Source organism: Curtobacterium sp. PhB130 (assembly GCF_003755165.1).
GTDB lineage: Bacteria > Actinomycetota > Actinomycetes > Actinomycetales > Microbacteriaceae > Curtobacterium.
In genome coordinates this window covers 35,680-53,685 of the sequence record NZ_RKII01000006.1, presented here as the reverse complement: position 1 = coordinate 53,685, position 18,006 = coordinate 35,680, and the positions used below count along the sequence as shown (strand labels likewise).

Annotated in this window: 19 protein-coding genes; 9 read left to right on the top strand and 10 right to left on the bottom strand. The window is 72.7% G+C overall.

Annotation, left to right across the window (positions count from 1 at the left end; all coding sequences use genetic code 11):
* Nucleotides 1–32: 32 nt before the first annotated feature.
* The 4 genes from EDF24_RS00315 to EDF24_RS00300 all read right to left on the bottom strand — a co-directional run bounded on the left by EDF24_RS00315 (nucleotide 33) and on the right by EDF24_RS00300 (nucleotide 3,204).
* Nucleotides 33–785 carry an SDR family NAD(P)-dependent oxidoreductase gene (locus tag EDF24_RS00315; protein WP_123700771.1) on the bottom strand — a complete coding sequence of 251 codons (753 nt, stop codon included), beginning with the start codon at nucleotides 783–785 and terminating at the stop codon, nucleotides 33–35.
* Nucleotides 785–1,633: a fumarylacetoacetate hydrolase family protein gene (locus tag EDF24_RS00310; RefSeq protein ID WP_123656258.1), complete on the bottom strand. Its 849-nt coding sequence runs from the start codon at nucleotides 1,631–1,633 to the stop codon at nucleotides 785–787. Before EDF24_RS00310 ends, EDF24_RS00315 begins: the two co-directional genes overlap by 1 nt.
* 42 nt (nucleotides 1,634–1,675) lie before the next feature.
* Complete coding sequence (locus EDF24_RS00305) at nucleotides 1,676–2,635, bottom strand: amidohydrolase (protein WP_123700770.1); 960 nt, start codon at nucleotides 2,633–2,635, stop codon at nucleotides 1,676–1,678.
* 305 nt (nucleotides 2,636–2,940) lie between these two features.
* Nucleotides 2,941–3,204, bottom strand: a complete 264-nt coding sequence (locus tag EDF24_RS00300; protein ID WP_123701403.1) for a glutaredoxin domain-containing protein — start codon at nucleotides 3,202–3,204, stop codon at nucleotides 2,941–2,943.
* Between the two features lie 73 nt (nucleotides 3,205–3,277).
* Between EDF24_RS00300 and EDF24_RS00295 the strand changes: the two genes are divergently transcribed.
* The 7 genes from EDF24_RS00295 (at nucleotide 3,278) to EDF24_RS00265 (ending at nucleotide 10,368) form a co-directional block, all read left to right on the top strand.
* Complete coding sequence (locus tag EDF24_RS00295) at nucleotides 3,278–4,231, top strand: PrsW family intramembrane metalloprotease (RefSeq protein ID WP_123700769.1); 954 nt, start codon at nucleotides 3,278–3,280, stop codon at nucleotides 4,229–4,231.
* A gap of 109 nt (nucleotides 4,232–4,340) precedes the next feature.
* Nucleotides 4,341–6,044 carry an adenosylhomocysteinase gene (locus EDF24_RS00290; protein WP_123700768.1) on the top strand — a complete coding sequence of 568 codons (1,704 nt, stop codon included), beginning with the start codon at nucleotides 4,341–4,343 and terminating at the stop codon, nucleotides 6,042–6,044.
* On the top strand, nucleotides 6,041–7,348 hold the full coding sequence (locus EDF24_RS00285) for an amidohydrolase family protein (protein WP_311316790.1): 1,308 nt from the start codon (nucleotides 6,041–6,043) through the stop codon (nucleotides 7,346–7,348). Before EDF24_RS00290 ends, EDF24_RS00285 begins: the two co-directional genes overlap by 4 nt.
* 7 nt (nucleotides 7,349–7,355) lie before the next feature.
* Nucleotides 7,356–7,832 carry a cupin domain-containing protein gene (locus EDF24_RS00280; RefSeq protein WP_123656254.1) on the top strand — a complete coding sequence of 159 codons (477 nt, stop codon included), beginning with the start codon at nucleotides 7,356–7,358 and terminating at the stop codon, nucleotides 7,830–7,832.
* Between the two features lie 88 nt (nucleotides 7,833–7,920).
* A complete protein-coding gene (locus EDF24_RS00275) occupies nucleotides 7,921–8,742 on the top strand; it encodes an ABC transporter substrate-binding protein (protein ID WP_123700767.1) in 822 nt (273 codons plus the stop codon).
* Nucleotide 8,743: 1 nt separating this feature from the next.
* Nucleotides 8,744–9,622: an amino acid ABC transporter permease gene (locus tag EDF24_RS00270; protein WP_123656252.1), complete on the top strand. Its 879-nt coding sequence runs from the start codon at nucleotides 8,744–8,746 to the stop codon at nucleotides 9,620–9,622.
* Entirely contained in the window at nucleotides 9,619–10,368 is a 750-nt protein-coding gene (locus EDF24_RS00265; RefSeq protein ID WP_123700766.1) for an amino acid ABC transporter ATP-binding protein, read from the top strand. The genes EDF24_RS00270 and EDF24_RS00265 overlap by 4 nt, the downstream gene beginning before the upstream one ends.
* Nucleotides 10,369–10,535: 167 nt before the next feature.
* Here EDF24_RS00265 and EDF24_RS00260 read toward each other — a convergent pair whose 3' ends face one another.
* Complete coding sequence (locus tag EDF24_RS00260; protein WP_123700765.1) at nucleotides 10,536–12,050, bottom strand: DHA2 family efflux MFS transporter permease subunit; 1,515 nt, start codon at nucleotides 12,048–12,050, stop codon at nucleotides 10,536–10,538.
* A gap of 79 nt (nucleotides 12,051–12,129) precedes the next feature.
* On the opposite strand from EDF24_RS00260, the gene EDF24_RS00255 reads away from it, so the two are divergent.
* On the top strand, nucleotides 12,130–12,735 hold the full coding sequence (locus EDF24_RS00255) for a TetR/AcrR family transcriptional regulator (RefSeq protein ID WP_123656249.1): 606 nt from the start codon (nucleotides 12,130–12,132) through the stop codon (nucleotides 12,733–12,735).
* Nucleotides 12,736–12,844: 109 nt separating this feature from the next.
* On the opposite strand, the gene EDF24_RS00250 is transcribed toward EDF24_RS00255, so the two are convergent.
* Nucleotides 12,845–13,822 carry an NAD(P)H-quinone oxidoreductase gene (locus EDF24_RS00250; protein ID WP_123700764.1) on the bottom strand — a complete coding sequence of 326 codons (978 nt, stop codon included), beginning with the start codon at nucleotides 13,820–13,822 and terminating at the stop codon, nucleotides 12,845–12,847.
* A 123-nt stretch (nucleotides 13,823–13,945) separates the two neighbouring features.
* Between EDF24_RS00250 and EDF24_RS00245 the strand changes: the two genes are divergently transcribed.
* On the top strand, nucleotides 13,946–14,398 hold the full coding sequence (locus EDF24_RS00245) for a hypothetical protein (protein ID WP_123656247.1): 453 nt from the start codon (nucleotides 13,946–13,948) through the stop codon (nucleotides 14,396–14,398).
* Here EDF24_RS00245 and EDF24_RS00240 read toward each other — a convergent pair.
* From EDF24_RS00240 to EDF24_RS00225, 4 genes are all read right to left on the bottom strand, one after another.
* Nucleotides 14,395–15,273, bottom strand: a complete 879-nt coding sequence (locus EDF24_RS00240) for an aldo/keto reductase (protein WP_123700762.1) — start codon at nucleotides 15,271–15,273, stop codon at nucleotides 14,395–14,397. The genes EDF24_RS00245 and EDF24_RS00240 overlap by 4 nt on opposite strands.
* 34 nt (nucleotides 15,274–15,307) lie before the next feature.
* A complete protein-coding gene (locus EDF24_RS00235) occupies nucleotides 15,308–16,597 on the bottom strand; it encodes an FAD-dependent oxidoreductase (protein ID WP_123700761.1) in 1,290 nt (429 codons plus the stop codon).
* Nucleotides 16,598–16,662: 65 nt separating this feature from the next.
* Nucleotides 16,663–17,121: a DUF6264 family protein gene (locus EDF24_RS00230; RefSeq protein ID WP_123700760.1), complete on the bottom strand. Its 459-nt coding sequence runs from the start codon at nucleotides 17,119–17,121 to the stop codon at nucleotides 16,663–16,665.
* 9 nt (nucleotides 17,122–17,130) lie between these two features.
* Nucleotides 17,131–18,003: a CoA ester lyase gene (locus tag EDF24_RS00225; RefSeq protein ID WP_123656243.1), complete on the bottom strand. Its 873-nt coding sequence runs from the start codon at nucleotides 18,001–18,003 to the stop codon at nucleotides 17,131–17,133.
* Nucleotides 18,004–18,006 lie beyond the last annotated feature (3 nt).

Below are 18,006 nucleotides of genomic sequence, written 5' to 3'. Positions count from 1 at the left end.
CCGACCGATGCGGCGGCGCCGCGAACCGGCCATCAGGCGGGCCGGAGCCGGAGTGCCTGCATCCCGCCGTCGACGGCCAGGTCGACGCCCGTCGTCGAACGGGCGAGTGGGCTCGTCAGGTACGCGACGGCTTCGGCGACCTCCTCCGGCGCGACGAGCCGACCGTGGGGCTGGCGCGCTTCGAGCGCCGCGCGTTCGGCCGCCGGGTCCCCAGCGGTGGCGAGCAGCCGCGCGACCCACGGGGTGTCCGCGGTGCCCGGGTTCACGGCGTTGACGCGGATGCCCTCACGGATGTGGTCGGCCGCCATGGCCCGGGTGAGCGCCGCGATGGCGCCCTTCGTCGCGGAGTAGAGCGCCCGCTGGGGGAGCCCCGCGGTCGCAGCGATCGAGCACGTGTTGACGATGCTCGCGTTGCCGGACGCGCGGAGGTGGGGGAGTGCAGCGCGGGAGAGCCGGACGGCGCCGAGCACGTTGACCTCGTACACGCGCCGCCACTCGTCGTCGGGGTTGTCCTCGACCGTGCCCTGGGCGCCGATGCCGGCGTTGTTGACGAGCACGTCGAGCCCACCGAGGGCCTCGACGGCGCTGGCGACCGCGGCGCGGACGCTCTCGTCGTCCCCGACGTCGCACGGGACGGCGATCGTGCCGTCGGTGACGCCGGACGTCTGCAGGTCGAGCACGGCCACCGTCGCCCCGCGCTCCTGGAGTGCCGTGGTGATCGCCGCGCCGATCCCGGAGGCGCCGCCCGTGACGATCGCCCGGAGACCGGCGTGGGTGCCGGGCATCAGGCCGCCCCGACCGTCTGGCGCTGCGATCCGAGGCCCTCCGCCGTCAGCTCGACGACGTCGCCCGGCTGCAGGTACGGGGCGTTGCCGGCGAGCGCGACGCCCGCCGGGGTGCCCGTGCTGATCACGTCGCCCGGGTAGAGCACCATGAACTGGGACAGGTACCGGACGATCTCCGCCGGTCGGAAGATCATGTCGGCGGTCGTGCCGTCCTGCCGGACCTCGCCGTTCACGCTGAGGCGCAACGGGAGCGCCGCGGGGTCGACCTCGTCCGGGGTCACGAGCCACGGGCCGAGCGGGTTGAAGGTCTCGCAGGACTTGCCCTTGTCCCACTGCCCGCCCCGCTCCAGCTGGAACTCCCGCTCGGAGACGTCGTTCGCGATGGCGTAGCCGGCGATGTGGGTCGCGGCCTCGTCCTCGGACTCGCAGTACTTCGCGACCGATCCGATCACGACGGCGAGCTCGATCTCCCAGTCGGTCTTCGTGCTGGCGCGGGGGACGAGCACCTCGTCGTCCGGGCCGATCACCGTCATCGGGTCCTTCATGAACACGATGGGCTCTGTGGGGATCTCCGCGCCGGTCTCGGCTGCGTGGTCGCGGTAGTTCAGGCCGATGCAGACGACCTTGCCGGGGCGGGCCACGGGTGCGCCGCGGCGCAGGGCGTCGGCGTCCGGGACGGGCTTGAGGTCGCCGGCTTCACGGGCGTGCCGGACGCGGCCGACGGGGTCCGATGCGAGGAACGCCCCGCTGATGTCCGTGGTGATCGGGCGGAGGTCCCATGCCTGCCCGTCGGTGTCGAGGGCCACGGGGACCTCGCGTCCCAGGGGGCCGAGTCGTGCGAACTTCATCGTTCCTCGCTCTCTCCGCTGCGCCGGTGCAGCGGAAACATCCTATGTCTGGGGCTGGCCCTCGGCAAGGTAGACGCGTGCCGCGGTCCGGTGGAACACGGCGTCGCGCTCGTCGTCGCTGAGGTCCACGAGCGCGTGCTGCGTCGTGTGCACGACGGTGGCGTAGTCCGCCGCGAGCGTGGAGACGGGCCAGTCGGAGCCGAACATCGCGCGGTCGGGGCCGAAGACCTCGACGGCCTCGCGGGCGTACCGGGCGACAGGGCGCTCCCGCCAGTCGGCGCCGGCCTCGGTGAGCAGGCCGGACACCTTGCACGACACGTTCGGCCGCGCGGCGAGGTCCTGCATGCGGGCCCGCCAGGCAATGCGCACGGTCGGGTCGTCGGGATCGTCCGCGATGGCGGGCTTGCCGGCGTGGTCCAGCACGAAGGTCCCGTCGGGCACGGCGTCGACGAGGGTGATCGCGGCGGCGTGCTCCCGCGCGCCACGGACGAGCAGGTCGAACACGAGCCCAGCATCGGCGACGGCCCGGACGCCGCGGACCACGTCGGGCCGGGCGAGCCAGTCCGGGTCGGGTTCGTCCTGCGCCTGGTGCCGGATGCCCACCAGTCGCGGGTGCTGCCGGAGCGCGGCGAGCCGGTCGGCCACGTCGGGCGCGGTCAGGTCCACCCATCCGACGACGCCGGCGACGGGAGCGGGCTGGGCGAGGAGCCACGTGGTCTCGCCGGGGTCGTGCACGGCCTGGACGACGATCGTGGCGGTGACGTCGTCGCGGGGGCTGCTGCCGGCGCCGCCGTCGCGGGGGCTGCTGCCTGCGACGCTGTCGCGGGGGCTGCTGCCTGCGACGTCCCCGATCGCGCCGGCCACCGCCCCGGCCACCGCCCCGCTCGCCGCGCGCAGGTCGTCCAGGTCGAACCGCCGCCGGAGCGGGGCGACCGAGTCGTCCATCCAGGGGTACGGCCGGTCGGCGGGGTCCCAGAGGTGGTGGTGAGCGTCGATGATCACGCGGCCATCATGCCCGATTCATCCGATGTCCGTGGGTCGGAGCGTGGCGGCTCGCTCCGAGGCGGGCCCAGGCGACGAAAGCGACACCGTGCAGCCAGATGCGCCGCGCATTCGGCGGGGAGGTGTCGCTCGTGGACCGGTCGAGCGTCGGGCGCGACAACGGGTACACGAAAGCGACAGTGGAGCCGCCGTTTCCGGCGGACCACTGTCGCTTTCGGGGAGTACTGCGCTCAGACCGCGCCGGCGAGCTCCAGCACAGACCGCGCCGGCGCGCTCCAGCTCAGACCGCGCCGGCGAGCTCCAGCTCAGACCGCGCCGGCGCGCTCCAGCTCCGCCTGCAGCTCGGCGTCCGAGGGCTCCACGAAGTGCTTCCCGTTCGGCAGCACGACGACGGGGATGTTCTTCCGCCCGCTGATCGCCTCCGCCCGGGACGCCCCCGAGGCCTCCACCTCGACGTCGACGTACGTGTACGCCACGCCGAGCTTGTCGAGCAGCGCCTTGGAACGCCGGCAGTCGCGGCACCAGTCCGCGCCGAACATGGTCACCTGGTCGAAGGTCTCGTCGCTCATGCTGTCCACTACAACGGACCGACGTCGGACATTCCCGTGAGCAGTCGCCCGGTCGCCGCGGCACGATGGGCGCATGGCCCTGACCAGCGACGCACCCGTGGACCACCCGCACCACCGGCACGGCTGGTGGTGGAAGACGCTCGTCGTCGGCTTCGTGCTCTGGGTCGTGACGATCGTGGTCACGGTGTTCACGAGCAACACCAACCTGGTGCCGACGATCATCCTGCTCGGCAGCTTCCTCGTCCCCTTCACCGTCGTGCTGTTCGTGATCGAGCGGGTGACCGGAACGGTGAGCACGATGCAGCTCGTCACGGCGTTCTTCGTCGGCGGGATCCTCGGCGTGCTCGGGGCGTCCCTGCTCGAGTCGAACCTGCGCCAGGGCGCGGCGCTCTACCTGCTGGTCGGCTTCGTGGAGGAGTTCGTCAAGGGCGTGCTGCTCGTGGTCGTCGGCTGGCGGGTGCGCCCGAAGACCGCGAGACAGGGGGCGCTCCTCGGCGCGACGGTCGGTGCGGGCTTCGCCGCGTTCGAGTCCGCCGGCTACGCGTTCAACGCCGCGATCACGTCGCGTGGCATCGACCTGGTGTCGCTGCTGCAGACCGAGGTCCTCCGCGCGATCCTGTCGCCGGTGGGGCACGTGCTCTGGACGGCGATCCTCGGCGCCGTGCTGTTCGGCGTCGCGCACGGCCGTCCCCGGTTCCGGTGGACGTGGACCGTGCTGGTCACGTACGTCGTCGTCTCGCTGCTGCACGGGCTGTACGACTCGAACTCGACGATCTCCACGGTGCTGGCGTTCGTGCTCACGGGGACGCCGCTCTCCGCCGCGCAGGACGGGACGGTGCCGATGGCGATCGCCGGACTCGCGACGATGCTCTACCTGGTCGGGCTCGCGATCGTGTCGGCGATCGGCGTCGCGGTGCTGATCGGCGTGCAGGTGCACTTCCGGAACCGTGCCCGCCGGGCGACAGCAGCGGTTCCCGTGGGAGCGACCGGCTGGGACGACGCACCGCCACCGCACGCACTGGGCTGACCGCCGCACGCCGCACGCCGCACGCCGCACGCCGCACGCCGCACGCCGCACGGCAGGCGCCGCACGCCGCACGCCGAGATGCCCGAGCGCGCGGCCCTACGCTGAGACCATGCCCCCAGGACCCGACGCAGCCACGCGAGCTTGGGCATCGGCGGCCGTCCGGCACTTCGCCAGGACCACGAACCTGCTCGTCGCGGCCCGTCGGTTCCGGATCGTCGGCGGCGACCCCCGCGACGCGGCCGTCCTCCGCGCGCTGCTCACCGGCCTCGGCGCGCGCGAGACAACCGAACACGAACACGACCACGACCACGCCGACCAGCTCTGGTGCCTCGGCACCCCGGAGGAGAGCACCCCGGCGATCGAGCACGAGGCCGACCGCCCCCGCGGCAGCACCCTCGTCGTCATCGACGCCGGCCGGCACCTCCCCGCGGTCGACGAGGACGCCTTCGGCCCCGTCGCCCCGGCACGACCGGGCGTCCTCGGCGTCCCGATGCTGTCCGACGACGTGTTCCTCGTCTCGACGGGCCGCGACCCGGAGGACGACCCGGCAGCCGATGCGCGCCTCCGCTGGGCTCGCCGCTCGATGCCGGTCTCCCGCGCGGTGGCCGCCGAACTCCGCGACGGCGGGCTGCTCCGCGGCACCCGCATCGGCGTCGCGATGGTCCTCGAGCCGAAGACCGCCGTCCTGAGCCTGCTCCTCCGCGACGCCGGCGCCGACGTCGTCGTCTACGCCCACGCCGACGAGACCGACGACGCCGTCGCGGAGGCGCTGCGGACCACCGGGATGACCGTGCACGCGAGCAGCACCGCGACGCTCGCGCAGCAGAAGGACCTGGCGCTCGCGATGCTCGACACGCGGCCGCACGTGCTCCTCGACGACGGCTCGCACCTGATCCGGCTCGCGCACCAGGAACGGCCCGACCTGCTCGGGGCGATGCTCGGCGCAGCGGAGGAGACGACGAGCGGCCTCCGCCCCCTCCGGGTGCTTGCCGAGCGCGGGCAGCTCGGCATCCCGGTGATCGCCGTGAACGACGCCCGCACGAAGACGTTCTTCGACAACCGGTACGGCACCGGGCAGTCGACGGTCTTCGCGGTGCTCGACCTGGTCGACCGGCTCACGTCCGCCACTCCTCACCCAGCGCTGACGGGAGGCTCGGCTGTCGTCGCCGGGTTCGGGCACGTCGGCGAGGGGGTCGCCCTGGTGCTCCGCGCGCTCGGCTTCCGGGTCACGGTCACCGAGACCGACCCCGTCCGTGCGCTGCAGGCGCAGTTCGCCGGGTACGCCGTCGCACCGCTCGTCGACGCCGTCCGTGACGCCGACCTGGTGATGAGCGCGACGGGCGTCCGCGGCACGATCACCGTCGAGGCGCTGCGGGCCTGCGCTCCCGACGCCGTCGTCGCGGTCGCCGGCGGGGTCGACCAGGAGATCGCGATCGACGACGCGCTCGCCGCCGGTGCCACCCGGACGACGGTGGGGCCGAAGGCCGAGCGGTTCACGTTCCCGGGCGGCGAGAACGGGGTCCTCGTGCTCGACGACGGCGGGTGCATCAACATCACCGCGGCCGAGGGCAACCCGATCGAGATCATGGACCTGTCGTTCGCCGTGCAGCTCGGGGCCGTCCGGATGCTGCTCGAGCACGGTGACGAGCTGCCGCGCGCCGTCGTGCCCATCGACCCGGAGGTGGACGAGGCGACCGCCCGCGTGGCGCTGGCCGCGTTCGGGAGCCGAGCCGAGCCTCCCGTCAGTCCTGCTGAACAGCCTGCGGAACGCGAGCCCGACGTCCGGACCCGCCGATTCGGGGACCCGTCGTGAGCGACCACCCGACGACCGTGCACTCGGCGCGCATCGTCGTCCCGATGACCGCGCCGCCGATCGCGGACGGTGCCGTCGCCGTGCGCGACGGGCGGATCCTGCACGTCGGCGAGCGCTCCTGGGTCGTGGACCAGCTCGACGGCACGCCGTTCACCGAGCGACGCTGGCGCGGGGCGCTGCTGCCCGGCCTGGTCAACGCGCACTCGCACCTGCAGTACACCGGCATGGCCAGTGTCGGCCGAGGCCAGTACGACGGGTTCGAGGACTGGGCGGCCGCCTTCAACGAGGAGTACGCCGAACCGCACGACTGGCGGGCCGAAGCCGCCGAGGGGGCCGCGCAGTCGATCGCCGCGGGCGTGACGAGCATCGCGGACATCGTCACCGACATCGAGGCGGCGACCGCACTCGAGACGCACGGGCTCGGCGGCATCGCCTACTGGGAGGTGATGGACTGGGAGAACGCGGCCTGGCAGGAGCACGGCCGCGACCAGGTCCTCGACGAGCTCGCGCGCATCCCCACCACCCCGGGTGCCGGTCTCTCGCCGCACGCGCCGTACTCGCTCGACGTCGCGCCGCTCCTGGAACTGCCCGACATCGTCCGGCAGCGCGGACTGCGGCTGCACCTGCACCTCGGCGAAGCGGCCTTCGAGGGGGAACGGCTGGCCACCTCGCTCGAGCACGGCACCGACTGGCACCTGGCGAACGTGCCCTCGTTCCGGGCGATGCGCGCGCTCGGGTTCGGCGCGAGCGCGACCTCGTTCGTGGACCGGCTGGGGGTCCTCGGGCCGGACTGCCACATCGCGCACGGCGTCTACATGACCGCGGCGGACCGGGCGCTGCTCCGGGCGCGCGGCACCGCCGTCGCCCTCTGCCCCCGGTCGAACGCCGTGATCGGACTCGACCCGCCGCCGGTCGCGGACTACCTCCGCGAGGGCAGTCCCATCGCCATCGGCACCGACTCGCTGTCCTCGTCGCCGTCGCTCGACCTGATGGCGGACGTCACCGCGCTGCACCGGATCGCCCGGGCACAGGGGTACGGCGACCGTGACCTGCACGAGCGGTTGCTCGCCGCGGCGACGCTCGGCGGAGCGCACGCGATGGGACTTGCGGTCGGAACGGACCGGATCGGACACCTGGCCGTCGGGGCGCGCGCCGATCTCGCCGTGTTCGACGTCGATGCCCGGACGGTGCCCGACGCGCTGGCCGAACTCGTCGAGGACGGCGCCGGTCGGGCTGCCGCCACGGTCATCCGCGGCACGGTGCGGGCGCTCGACGGTGGGTCGGAGGGTCTCGGCGCGGGATGATGGTCCGATGAACGATCAGGTGGCACGACGAACGGTCGACGGCGAGCTCATCGAGTGGCTCGACGTCCCGCGCCGGGCAGCGGCACTCGGCATGGAACCGCACCCCGAGGGCGGCTGGTACGTCCGGACGTGGACCTCGCCGGCCACGGTCACGACGGCGGCGGGCGAGCGGCCGGCCGCGACGCTCATCCACTTCCTGCTGCCGCCGGGCGAAGCCTCCGCGTGGCACCGGGTGACGAGCGACGAGATCTGGATGTGGCACGGGCCGGACTCGGTCGTGCTCGAGCTCGGCGGCGACGGCGACCAGCCAGAGCCGGGGCAGCAGATCACCCTCGGACCCGACGCCGGCCGCGACCGGGTGAACGACGCACAGGCGTTCGTCCGCGGGGGCGTGTGGCAGCGGACGCTGCCCGGGGACGGCGAGGTGCTCGTGAGCTGCCTGGTGTCGCCGGGCTTCTCGTTCGAGGACTTCTCCCTGGCCTGAGGCGCTCCGTGACGCCCTGGTCGCGGTGGTGTACCAGTTCCCCGTACGATTCTCCCTGCCCCCTCGACCCCCTCACGAAGGCCCGACCGTGACCCGTACCCTGCGTCTCTCCCTCGCCGTCGCGACCGCCGCCGTCGCCGCGCTCGCCCTGTCCTCCTGCGCCTCGGGGAGCGGTGGCAGCGCCGACGGCACGGTGACCGACGGCAAGCTCACGATCGCGACCGGGCAGCCGGCGTACTCGCCCTGGGTCGAGGACAACAAGCCGCAGTCCGGCAAGGGCTTCGAGTCCGCGGTGGCCTACGCCGTCGCGAAGGAGATGGGCTACGACAAGTCCGACGTGGTCTGGAAGCGCAGCACGTTCGACAGCGCGATCGCCCCCGGCCCGAAGGACTGGGACCTCAACGTCCAGCAGTTCTCGATCGACGCCAAGCGCAAGAAGGCCGTCGACATGTCCTCGCCGTACTACACGACCACGCAGGCCGTCGTGACGACGACGAAGTCGGACGCGGCGGACGACACCACCGTCGCCGCGCTCAAGAAGGACGCCATCGGTGTGGCGACCGGCTCGACCAGCATCGCGAGCGTGAAGAACACGCTCGGGGTGACCCCGCAGGTCTTCAACTCGAACGACGACGCCGTCCTCGCCCTGAAGTCCGGTCAGATCGACGCCATCGTCACCGACCTGCCCACGGCGTTCTACATGGCAGCCTCGCAGCTCGACGACGGCACCGTCTCCGCACAGTTCCCGGCCGACGGCAAGGGCGACCAGTTCGGCTTCGTGCTGCCGAAGGACTCGGAACTCACGAGCAAGGTCGACAAGGCCCTGAAGACGCTCGACGACGACGGCACGCTGCAGGACCTGCAGACGAAGTGGCTGTCGTCGGAGACGAACACCCCGGTCCTGCAGTAGCGTGACCCTCCCAGCAGGAGCGGGCACGCCCGTCACGTCGCCCGCGCCGAGTCAGATCGAGCTCGAACGGCAGATCTTCCGCCGGCAGCGTGGACGCCGGGCGATCCTGGTGTCGATCGCGTCGACGCTCGTCGTCCTGGCGATCGTGTACTTCGGTGTCGTGAACACCCCCGGGTGGGCCGCCGTCCAGCAGTCGTTCTTCGACCCGGGCGTCGCCGCGTCGACGTTCCCGGACATCCTGCTCGGCCTCTGGCTGAACATCCGGATCCTGTTCTTCGCGGCGATCGGCGTCGCCGTGTTCGGCACCCTGCTCGCGGTGGTCCGGGGCCTGACGAACCCGGTCTTCTTCCCGCTGCGGATGCTCGCCACCGGCTACACCGACCTGTTCCGCGGGCTGCCGCTGATCATCGTCCTGTACCTGGTCGGGTACGGCATCCCGGGGCTCGGCATCTTCCCGCGCCTGCCCGCCGAGGTGTGGGGCACCGTCGCGATCGTCCTGACGTACTCGTCGTACATCGCCGAGGTGCTCCGTGCGGGCATGGAGGCCGTGCACCCCTCGCAGCGCCTCGCCGCCCGGTCGCTCGGGCTCTCGCATGTGCAGACGCTCCGGCTCGTCGTGATGCCGCAGGCGATCCGCAAGGTGACGCCCGCGCTGATGAACGACTTCGTCTCGATGCAGAAGGACGTCGGGCTCGTCTCGATCCTCGGCGCGGTCGACGCCGTCCGCTCGGCCCAGATCGCCCAGGCCGAGACCTACAACTTCACGCCGTACTTCGTCGCCGGCCTGCTGTTCGTCGTGATCAGCCTGCCGCTCATCCGCGTCACCGACGCCATCGCCCGCCGGCAGCAGCGTCGCGAGCAGATCGGGGGAGCCGTATGAGCACCGCACCCGCCGCACCGGTGCTGGAGCTCCGTGGGCTCCGGAAGTCGTTCGGCGACCAGGAGGTCCTGCGCGGCATCGACCTCACCGTCGACCGGCACGAGGTCATCTGCGTCATCGGGGCCTCGGGTTCCGGCAAGTCGACACTGCTCAAGACGGTGAACCTGCTCGAGGGCATCGACGACGGACAGATCTTCCTGCAGGGCGCGGACATCTCGGACCCGCGGGTGGACGTCGACGCCACCCGGGCCCGGATCGGCGTGGTCTTCCAGCAGTTCAACCTGTTCCCGCACATCACCGTGCTCGACAACGTGACGCTGGCGTCCCGGAAGGTGCACGGGATCGACCGTGCCACCGCCGAGACGACCGCCCGTCGGCTGCTGGACCGGATCGGGCTCGGCGAGTTCGCGGGGGCGTACCCGGACCGGCTGTCCGGCGGGCAGCAGCAGCGCGTGGCGATCGTCCGGGCGATCGCGTCCGACCCGGAGCTGCTCCTGCTCGACGAGGTCACGAGCGCCCTCGACCCGATGCTCGTCGGGGAGGTGCTCGACCTGGTCACTGAGCTGCAGCGCCAGGGCTCCACGATCCTGATGACGACGCACGAGATGCACTTCGCGCGGAACGTGGCCGATCGCATCGTGTTCCTGCACCGCGGGGAGGTCGTCGAGCAGGGCGCTCCCGCCGAGCTCCTCGACGCGCCGCAGCACCCCGCCCTGGTCGAGTTCCTCTCCCGCGTCGGCGCGTAGCGCGCCCCGGCCACTGCGGTGTCCACGGCGACCGCCTGGAGGCTCGGTGCCGGTCCGCCGGACCGGCACCGAGCCTCCAGGCGGTTCGGTCGGGGTCCGCACAACAGCAACCAGCTCGCACCACGTGATCCCGTGGTGCGAGCTGGCCGTGGTTGTGCGGCGTGCCGCTACGCGGCCGGCGCGGGCGAGGGCGCTGGCGCGGCCGGCGCGGGCGAGGGCGCTGGCGCGGCCGCCGCGGGCGCCGCGCCGACCGCGGTCGCTGCGTCCGGCACGCCCGCGGGCGCGGCGCCCGCCGCCTCCGGCGCCGCCGCCGCGACCCCGCGCCCCGCCGGCAGGAACAACGCCACCAGCGCGGAGACCGCGACCACGCCCGCCCCGACGAGCACCGCCGGCTGCGCCGCGTCGACGTACCCGGTCGGCGTCAGCTGCCCGCCGGCCCCGGTGAACACGGCGGTCAGCACGGCGATGCCGAGCGCGACGCCGATCTCCCGGAGCGTGGAGTTCGCGCCGGAGGCCTTCGCGTGGTCCTCCTGCGGCATCCGGGCGAGCACCGCGGTGGAGATCGGCCCGAACACGGCGCCCATGCCGATCCCCGCGAGCAGGAACCCGGGCAGCAGACCGGCGAACGTCACGTCCGCGGACATCGCGCCCGCGATCCAGAACAGTCCGGCGGACAGGAACGCCATCCCGCCGGCGATCAGCACGCGGGTCCCGACCCGGGGCGCGACCATGCCGGCGAGCGGCGCGATCACCATCGGGGCGAGGGTCCAGGGCATCGTCCAGACGCCGGCCTCGAGCGGGGAACGGCCCTGCACGACCTGCAGGAACTGGATGAGGATGAACACCGCACCGAACGCTCCGAACGAGAACGTCATCGCGACGACGTTCGCGAGCGCGAAGCTCCGGTCGCGGAAGAACCGCAGCGGCAGGAGCGGGGCGCTGGTCGTTGCCTGCCGGACGACGAACGCCACCAGGAGCAGCCCTCCGCCGACCAGTCCGACGAGCACCTGGGCCGAGGTCCAGCCGGCGTCGTTGCCCCGCACGATCCCGAAGACCACGCCGAGGACACCGAGCCCGGCGAGCACCACGCCGAGGAAGTCCGCACGCACGCGAGCACCGAGGGTGTTCGGGAGTGCCAGGAGGGCGAGCGGGACGGCGACGATCCCGACCGGGACGTTGAGCCAGAAGATGGCCTCCCAGCTCCACCCCTCGACGACGGCGCCGCCGATGAGCGGGCCGAGCGCGACGCCGAGTCCGGAGATGCCGCCCCACGCCCCGATCGCGACGGTCCGGAGCCGGTCCGGGACGCTGCCGACCAGGAGCGTGAGGGACAGCGGCATGATCGCCGCCGCGCCGGCACCCTCGACGGCGCGCCAGACGATGAGCGCGGTGGGGTCGGTGCTCATCGCGGCGAACGCGGAGGAGATCGTGAAGACGCCGATGCCGGCGATGAAGAGGTGCCGGCGGCCGAACCGGTCGCCGAGTCCGACGGCCAGCAGCATCAGCGCGGCGAAGGAGAGCGTGTAGGCGTTGGTGATCCACTGCAGTTCCTCGACGGAGGCGCCGAGGTCCGCGTGCACGGCGGGGAGGGCGCTCGTCACGACGAGGTTGTCGAGGGTCGCCATGAACATCGGGAGGGACGCGGCTGCGATGGCGAGCCAGACCGGGATGCGTCGCTTCATGGGGAGGGTTCCGTTCTGTTGGTAATCGGATGATTACTACACTGGTGGACTGTAGTAATCGACTGATAACCTGTCAACCATGAGTTCCGGATCCGCACGGATGCCCGCCGCCGAACGTCGGGCGATGATCCTCGAGGCCGCCCGCGACCTCTTCGGCCGCCAGGGCTACAACGGCACCACCACCGACCAGATCGCCACGGCGGCCGGGATCAGCCAGCCCTACGTCGTCCGGATGTTCGGCACGAAGGAAGCCCTGTTCCTCGAGGTGTTCCACGCCACCCTCGGGGCCCTCGTCGACGCATGGCGCACCACGCTCGCAGCGCTCCCGTCCGACGCCGACGAACACCGCCGCGCACAGGCGATCGGCGAGCAGTTCATCGACCTGTCCGCCACTCGGGGGCTGCACACGATGCTGCTCCAGGCGTTCGTCTCGGGCGCAGAGCCGGCGATCGGACAGGCGGCACGGGACGGCTTCCTCGCGATCTACCGCTTCCTCCGCGACGAGGCGGGGATGCCGGACGAGCAGGTGCAGGGGTTCCTCGGCAGCGGGATGATCTTCAGCGTCATGCTCGCCATCGACATGCCGTCGCTGTTCGACGCCGACCAGGACGCCGCGTCGCTGCTCCGCGCGACCTTCGGCGAGAAGTGCATGCAGGTGGTGGCGTCGGCCCGAGCGGCCGCGTGACGCGCGTGCCCTGACGGCGACCGCCTGGAGGCCCGGTGCCGGTCCGCCGGACCGGCACCGGGCCTCCAGTCGGTCGCGCCCCGCCGCGCCGCCGCGCGCCGCTGCGCGATCAGGGCGTGAGCAGCAGCTTCCCGATCACGTCGCCGGCGGCGAGTCGCCGGTGCGCCTCACCCGCCTCGGCGAGCGGCAGCACGGCGTCGACCACGGGACGGACCCGGCCGTCCGCGACGAACGGCCACACGTTGTAGCGGACCGCCTCGACGATCTCCGCCTTCTCCGCCAGCGGCCGCGCGCGGAGGGTGGTCCCGCTGATCGTCGCCCGCTTCCGCATCAGCAGCCCGAACGGCAGCGTGGCCTCGGTGCCGCTGCCGGACGCGATCACGGCGACGTGCCCGTTCGGCGCGAGGGCCTCGAGGTTCCGCGCCAGGTACGCGGGCCCGACGACGTCGAGCACCACGTCGACGCCGGCGCCGTCCGTGAAGTCCGTCGAGCGTGCGACGAAGTCCTCGGTGCGGTGGTCGATGACCAGGTCCGCGCCGAGCTCGCGGGACGCGGCGACCTTCCGTTCGCCGCCGGACGTCGCGATCACCCGGGCCCCGAGCGCCTTCGCCCAGAGGACCGCGTGCGAGCCCATCCCGCCGGTCCCGCCGTGGACCAGGAGGGTCTGTCCCGGACGGAGCCCGGCGAGCATGCCGATGTTCGAGTAGACGGTGCACGCCGCTTCGGGCAGTGCCGCCGCGCTGACCAGGTCGAGGTCGTCCGGCACCGGGAGCAGCTGCGTCGCGGGCACCACGGCGAGCGAGGCGTACCCGCCGCCGGAGAGCAGCGCGCAGACGCGGTCGCCGACGGCCCAGCCGGTCACCCCTGGGCCGAGCGCACGGATCGTGCCGGAGACCTCGAGGCCGAGGATGTCGGACGCACCGGGCGGCGGCGGGTAGTTGCCCTGCCGCTGCTGCAGGTCGGCGTTGTTGACCCCGGCTGCGGCGACCTCGACGAGGACCTCGCCGTCGGACGGCGTCGGGTCGGGGAGCTCGGTGCGGGAGAGGACGGTCTCGTCCCCCGGGTGGTCGAAGGTGATGGCCTGCATGCCCTCGACGGTACGCGTCGGGCGCTCGTGGACGCCCGGCCGCCTGTGCGGCTCCGATGTACGCTCGGTGACGCATCGATGACCCCGGCCGGGGTCTCGACCATCTGCTCCAGGGGGATCACCATGAAGAAGTTCGCTGCACTCACCACGGCTGCCGTCGCCGTCGTCCTGCTCGCCGGCTGCGCGTCCGGCTCGGGCGGATCCGACGGCGACGCCACCACGGCCGCGAAGCCGGTGGCGACGCAGAGCAAGGCCGAGGCCTGCAAGACGCTGGAGAGCGACATGAAGTCCGTGTCGACCCAGCTGCAGTCCCAGATGACGAAGTTCCAGAGCGACCCGACCGCTGCGGTGGCGACGTTGAAGGACTTCGACGGCAAGCTCAAGGCCGCCACCGACAAGGTGACGAACAAGGAGGTCCACGAGACCGCCGCCGGGTTCGAGCAGTCGTTCTCGAACCTCGTCGGACAGCTCGAGGCCTTCTCGAAGGACCCGAAGTCGGTGGACTCGACCAAGCTGCAGGACTCGATCACCGACGTGCAGTCCTCCACGCAGGCGATGAGCAAGGTCTGCGACTAGGCCGCAGCGGCCTCCGAACGGTCGAGTCGGTCGATCTCCTCGGGGCGGAGCTTCACGGTCGCCGCGGTCACCGAGTCGAGGATCGACTGCGGCCGTGAGGCTCCCGGGATCGGCACGACGACGTCGCTCTTCGCCAGCTCCCACGCCAGCGCGACGACCTGCGGGGTGACCCCGTGGGCGCGGGCGACCGTGGCGAAGTCCTGGTAGGTGGTGCCGAGGTCCGACGCTCCGGCGATGCCGCCGAGGGGGCTCCACGGCAGGAAGGCGATGCTCAGTTCGTCGCAGAGCTCGAGTTCGACCTCGCTCGACCGGAACTTCGGCGAGTACTGGTTCTGCACCGAGACGAGCCGACCGTCGAGCACCTCGTTCGCCTGCCGGATCTGGTCGACGTCGGCGTTCGAGATGCCGGCCATCCGGATCACGCCCTCGTCGAGCAGCTCCGCGAGCGCGCCGATCGAGTCCGCGTAGGGCACGGCGGGGTCCGGGCGGTGGAACTGGTACAGGTCGATGGTCTCGACGCCGAGCCGCTTCGCGGAGGCCTTCGCCGCTTCCTTGAGGTACGCCGGGTCGCCGTTCTGCGTCCACGCTCCGGCCGTCGGGCGGAGGTGCCCGCCCTTCGTCGCGATGAGGACCGAGTCCGCGTCGCCGTGGTACTCGCGGACCGCCCGCCCGATGAGCTCCTCGTTGTGGCCCACTTCGTCGTGGCCTCCGAGGTGGTAGGCGTCCGCGGTGTCGACGAGGGTCACCCCGGCCTCGAGCGCCGCGTGGATCGTCGCGATGGCCCGTCGCTCGTCGGGTCGTCCCTCGATGGACATCGGCATGCCGCCGAGGCCGATCGCGCTGACGTTGGTGTCGCCGATGGTTCGCTGCTTCATGGGCCCAGCATGCGCCCGGGCGGAGCTGCCCCGTTCAGGTCTGCTCGGTCTCGGTCTCGGTCTCGGTGTCGGCAGCCGGGCGCGCCCATGCCGGCGCGTGCTCCGGCAGCGGGCCGAACGCGATCCCCCGCGCGTAGAGCCCGCGAGCCGGTGGCACGTACTTCGCCAGCACGGCGGGCAGGATCGGCGGGCCGCCCTGCAGCCGCCCCGCGAACGCGCGCTCGAACACCACCCGGTGCAGCATCCGCTGGGCGCCCTGCACGATCACGGCCGGCGGGGTCCGTCGCCGTTCCACCGCCGCGAGCGCGTGGTTCAGGGACCGTCCGCGGACGCCGCCGACGATCGCCGGCGCGAGGATCGCCGCTGCCGCGACGGCGTCCTGCACCGCGAGGTTGATCCCGACCCCGCCCGCCGGTGACATCGCGTGCGCCGCGTCCCCGATGCACAGCAGCCCCGGCCGCCACCAGCGCCGCAACCGGTCCATCCGCACGTCGAGCACGTGCACGTCGTCCATCGAGCCGATCGCGGACACCCGGTCCGCGAACGACGGCCGGATCCGCGCGACCCGCGCCCGGAAGTCCTCGACGCCGAGCGCGCGGAGTCGAGCGTCGGACCCCTTTGGCGCGAAGTACGCGACCTGGTGGTAGTCGCCGCGCGGGAAGCTCAGGAGCACGTCGCTCCCGTCGAACGCGGGGACGAGCGCGGTGTCGGCGTCCCCGGGTTCCTTGGGCAGCCGGAACCACCAGGTGTCGAACGGCACCGGGAACTCCCGCGGGTGCAGTCCGGCCGCGGCCCGGAGCACCGAGTCCCGGCCGTCGCACGCGACGACGAGCTCCGCGCGGAGCTCGTCGTGCTCGCCGTCGGGTTCGCCGTACGGGTGCAGGTGCACGCCCACGACCAGGCCGTTCTCGACGATCAGGTCGGACGCGGCACGGCCCATCACGATGTCGAAGGACGGTTCCTCGCGGGCAGCGCCGACGAGCATGTCGAGCAGGTCCCACTGCGGCACCATCGCGACGTGGTCGTACGGCGGGCGGAGCCGCGAGAAGTCGCCGAGCCGCAGCTGGGAACCGTCGGCCATCGGCAGCGAGAAGTCGTCGAGCCGGGACTGCGGGAGCGCCCGGAACCGGTCGCCGAGGCCGAGCTCGTCGAGGAGCCGGATCGTCGAGGCGTGCACCGTGTCGCCGCGGAAGTCCCGGTTGAAGTCGTCGTGCTTCTCGACCACGCGGACCGCGATTCCGGCGCGGGCCAGGAGCAGCCCGAGGACCACTCCGGCGGGCCCGCCGCCCACGATGGCCACCGTCGTCCGGCTCACCCTGCCCATGCGCGCGACGCTACGCCTCGACGTGGGACGTGCGCCCGGTCACGTCCGGCGCCGACGGGCCCGCGTCAGATCGTGCTGCTGCTCGACGACGAGGTGTCGCCGTCGGCCGCGCCCGCGAACACCACGCCACCCCACGTGATGCACGCGACGGCCAGCAGGAAGCCCACCGCGGCGATCCACCACGAGGTGCGCCGACGGATCCACGCGCCGATCGCCAGGACGACCGTCGCCACGCCGATCACGAACGCCCCGCCCACCGCGAGCGAGGCACCGCCGATGTAGCCGCCGGGGGAGCACCCGGTCGCGGCGTCGCACGTCGCGGTGGCCGAGATCGTCGCGATCAGCGCCACGATGGCGACCACGATCACCAGGATCGCGCCGAAGGCCAGGAGCAGCACCGTGGAGATCCGGTCGGCGAGCCTGCCCGGCGGGAAGAGCGTCGAGCCGCCGCGTTCCCACTGCGACTGCGACTGCGAGGGCGGCGGGCCGGACGTGGGGCCGGGCTCGGGAGCTGACCAGGTCATGCGGAACCCCTAACGTGCTTCGACGCCGAAGGCCTCGGCGAGTCGTTGGATCTTCTGGGCACGCCCGAGTCGCGGCAGGTCGGAGCCGTCGCGGATCACGCGGCCGCGGGCCTCGAAGTCGTCGAGGAAGTCCTGCGCCCAGGCGACGTCGGTCGACGTGGGCGAGATCACCTCGTTGATGACGGGCAGCTGGTCGGTGTCGAGGCACAGCTTCCCGGTGAGCCCGAGGGACACGGCGACCTGGGACTGCTCGCGGAGGATCGGGTGCGACGAGCCCACGGTGGGGCCGTCGATCGGGCCGGGGAGGTCCCCGACGCGGGAGGCGACGACGAGCCGGGACCGCGGGTACGCCATCGCGAGGGTGTCCGCCGAGGTGCCGGTGTCGCGACGGTAGTCGCCGCTGCCGAAGGCCAGGCGGAACGCACCCTGCGCGCGGGCGATGGAGGTCGCCTCCTCGATGCCGAGTGCCGACTCGACCAGCGCGATCACCGGGGTCTGGCCGCCGAGCCGGTGCCAGGTGTCGGTGACCTGCGCCGGGCTCTCGGTCTTCGCGAGCATCACGCCGAGCAGGCCGGGCAGCCCGCGGAGCTCCTCGACGTCGTCGGCCCAGAAGTCGGTCGTCACGTCGTTGATCCGCACCCAGGCGTCGCCGCCGCCGGTCAGCCAGTCGGCGACGGTGGCCCGGGCGGCGGGCTTCGCGGCTGGGTCGACGGCGTCCTCGATGTCCAGGATGATCTGGTCCGCGCGGGACCGGGAGGCCGACTCGAAGCGGTCCGAGGCGGTGCCGGCGACGAGGAGCCACGAGCGGGAGATCTCGGCAGGGACCGACCGGCGCCGTGAGGGAGCAGCGGTGGGGGGAGCGGTTCGGTCGTCGATGGCCATGCC

What these genes read in the sequence shown, in the direction of transcription:
- EDF24_RS00315 (WP_123700771.1), bottom strand. Translation starts at nt 785, where the DNA reads ATGCCCGGCACCCACGCCGGTCTCCGGGCGATCGTCACGGGCGGCGCC.
- EDF24_RS00310 (WP_123656258.1), bottom strand. Translation starts at nt 1,633, where the DNA reads ATGAAGTTCGCACGACTCGGCCCCCTGGGACGCGAGGTCCCCGTGGCC.
- EDF24_RS00300 (WP_123701403.1), bottom strand. Translation starts at nt 3,204, where the DNA reads ATGAGCGACGAGACCTTCGACCAGGTGACCATGTTCGGCGCGGACTGG.
- EDF24_RS00295 (WP_123700769.1), top strand. Translation starts at nt 3,278, where the DNA reads ATGGCCCTGACCAGCGACGCACCCGTGGACCACCCGCACCACCGGCAC.
- EDF24_RS00290 (WP_123700768.1), top strand. Translation starts at nt 4,341, where the DNA reads ATGCCCCCAGGACCCGACGCAGCCACGCGAGCTTGGGCATCGGCGGCC.
- EDF24_RS00280 (WP_123656254.1), top strand. Translation starts at nt 7,356, where the DNA reads ATGAACGATCAGGTGGCACGACGAACGGTCGACGGCGAGCTCATCGAG.
- EDF24_RS00265 (WP_123700766.1), top strand. Translation starts at nt 9,619, where the DNA reads ATGAGCACCGCACCCGCCGCACCGGTGCTGGAGCTCCGTGGGCTCCGG.
- EDF24_RS00260 (WP_123700765.1), bottom strand. Translation starts at nt 12,050, where the DNA reads ATGAAGCGACGCATCCCGGTCTGGCTCGCCATCGCAGCCGCGTCCCTC.
- EDF24_RS00255 (WP_123656249.1), top strand. Translation starts at nt 12,130, where the DNA reads ATGAGTTCCGGATCCGCACGGATGCCCGCCGCCGAACGTCGGGCGATG.
- EDF24_RS00250 (WP_123700764.1), bottom strand. Translation starts at nt 13,822, where the DNA reads ATGCAGGCCATCACCTTCGACCACCCGGGGGACGAGACCGTCCTCTCC.
- EDF24_RS00245 (WP_123656247.1), top strand. Translation starts at nt 13,946, where the DNA reads ATGAAGAAGTTCGCTGCACTCACCACGGCTGCCGTCGCCGTCGTCCTG.
- EDF24_RS00240 (WP_123700762.1), bottom strand. Translation starts at nt 15,273, where the DNA reads ATGAAGCAGCGAACCATCGGCGACACCAACGTCAGCGCGATCGGCCTC.
- EDF24_RS00235 (WP_123700761.1), bottom strand. Translation starts at nt 16,597, where the DNA reads ATGGGCAGGGTGAGCCGGACGACGGTGGCCATCGTGGGCGGCGGGCCC.
- EDF24_RS00230 (WP_123700760.1), bottom strand. Translation starts at nt 17,121, where the DNA reads ATGACCTGGTCAGCTCCCGAGCCCGGCCCCACGTCCGGCCCGCCGCCC.
- EDF24_RS00225 (WP_123656243.1), bottom strand. Translation starts at nt 18,003, where the DNA reads ATGGCCATCGACGACCGAACCGCTCCCCCCACCGCTGCTCCCTCACGG.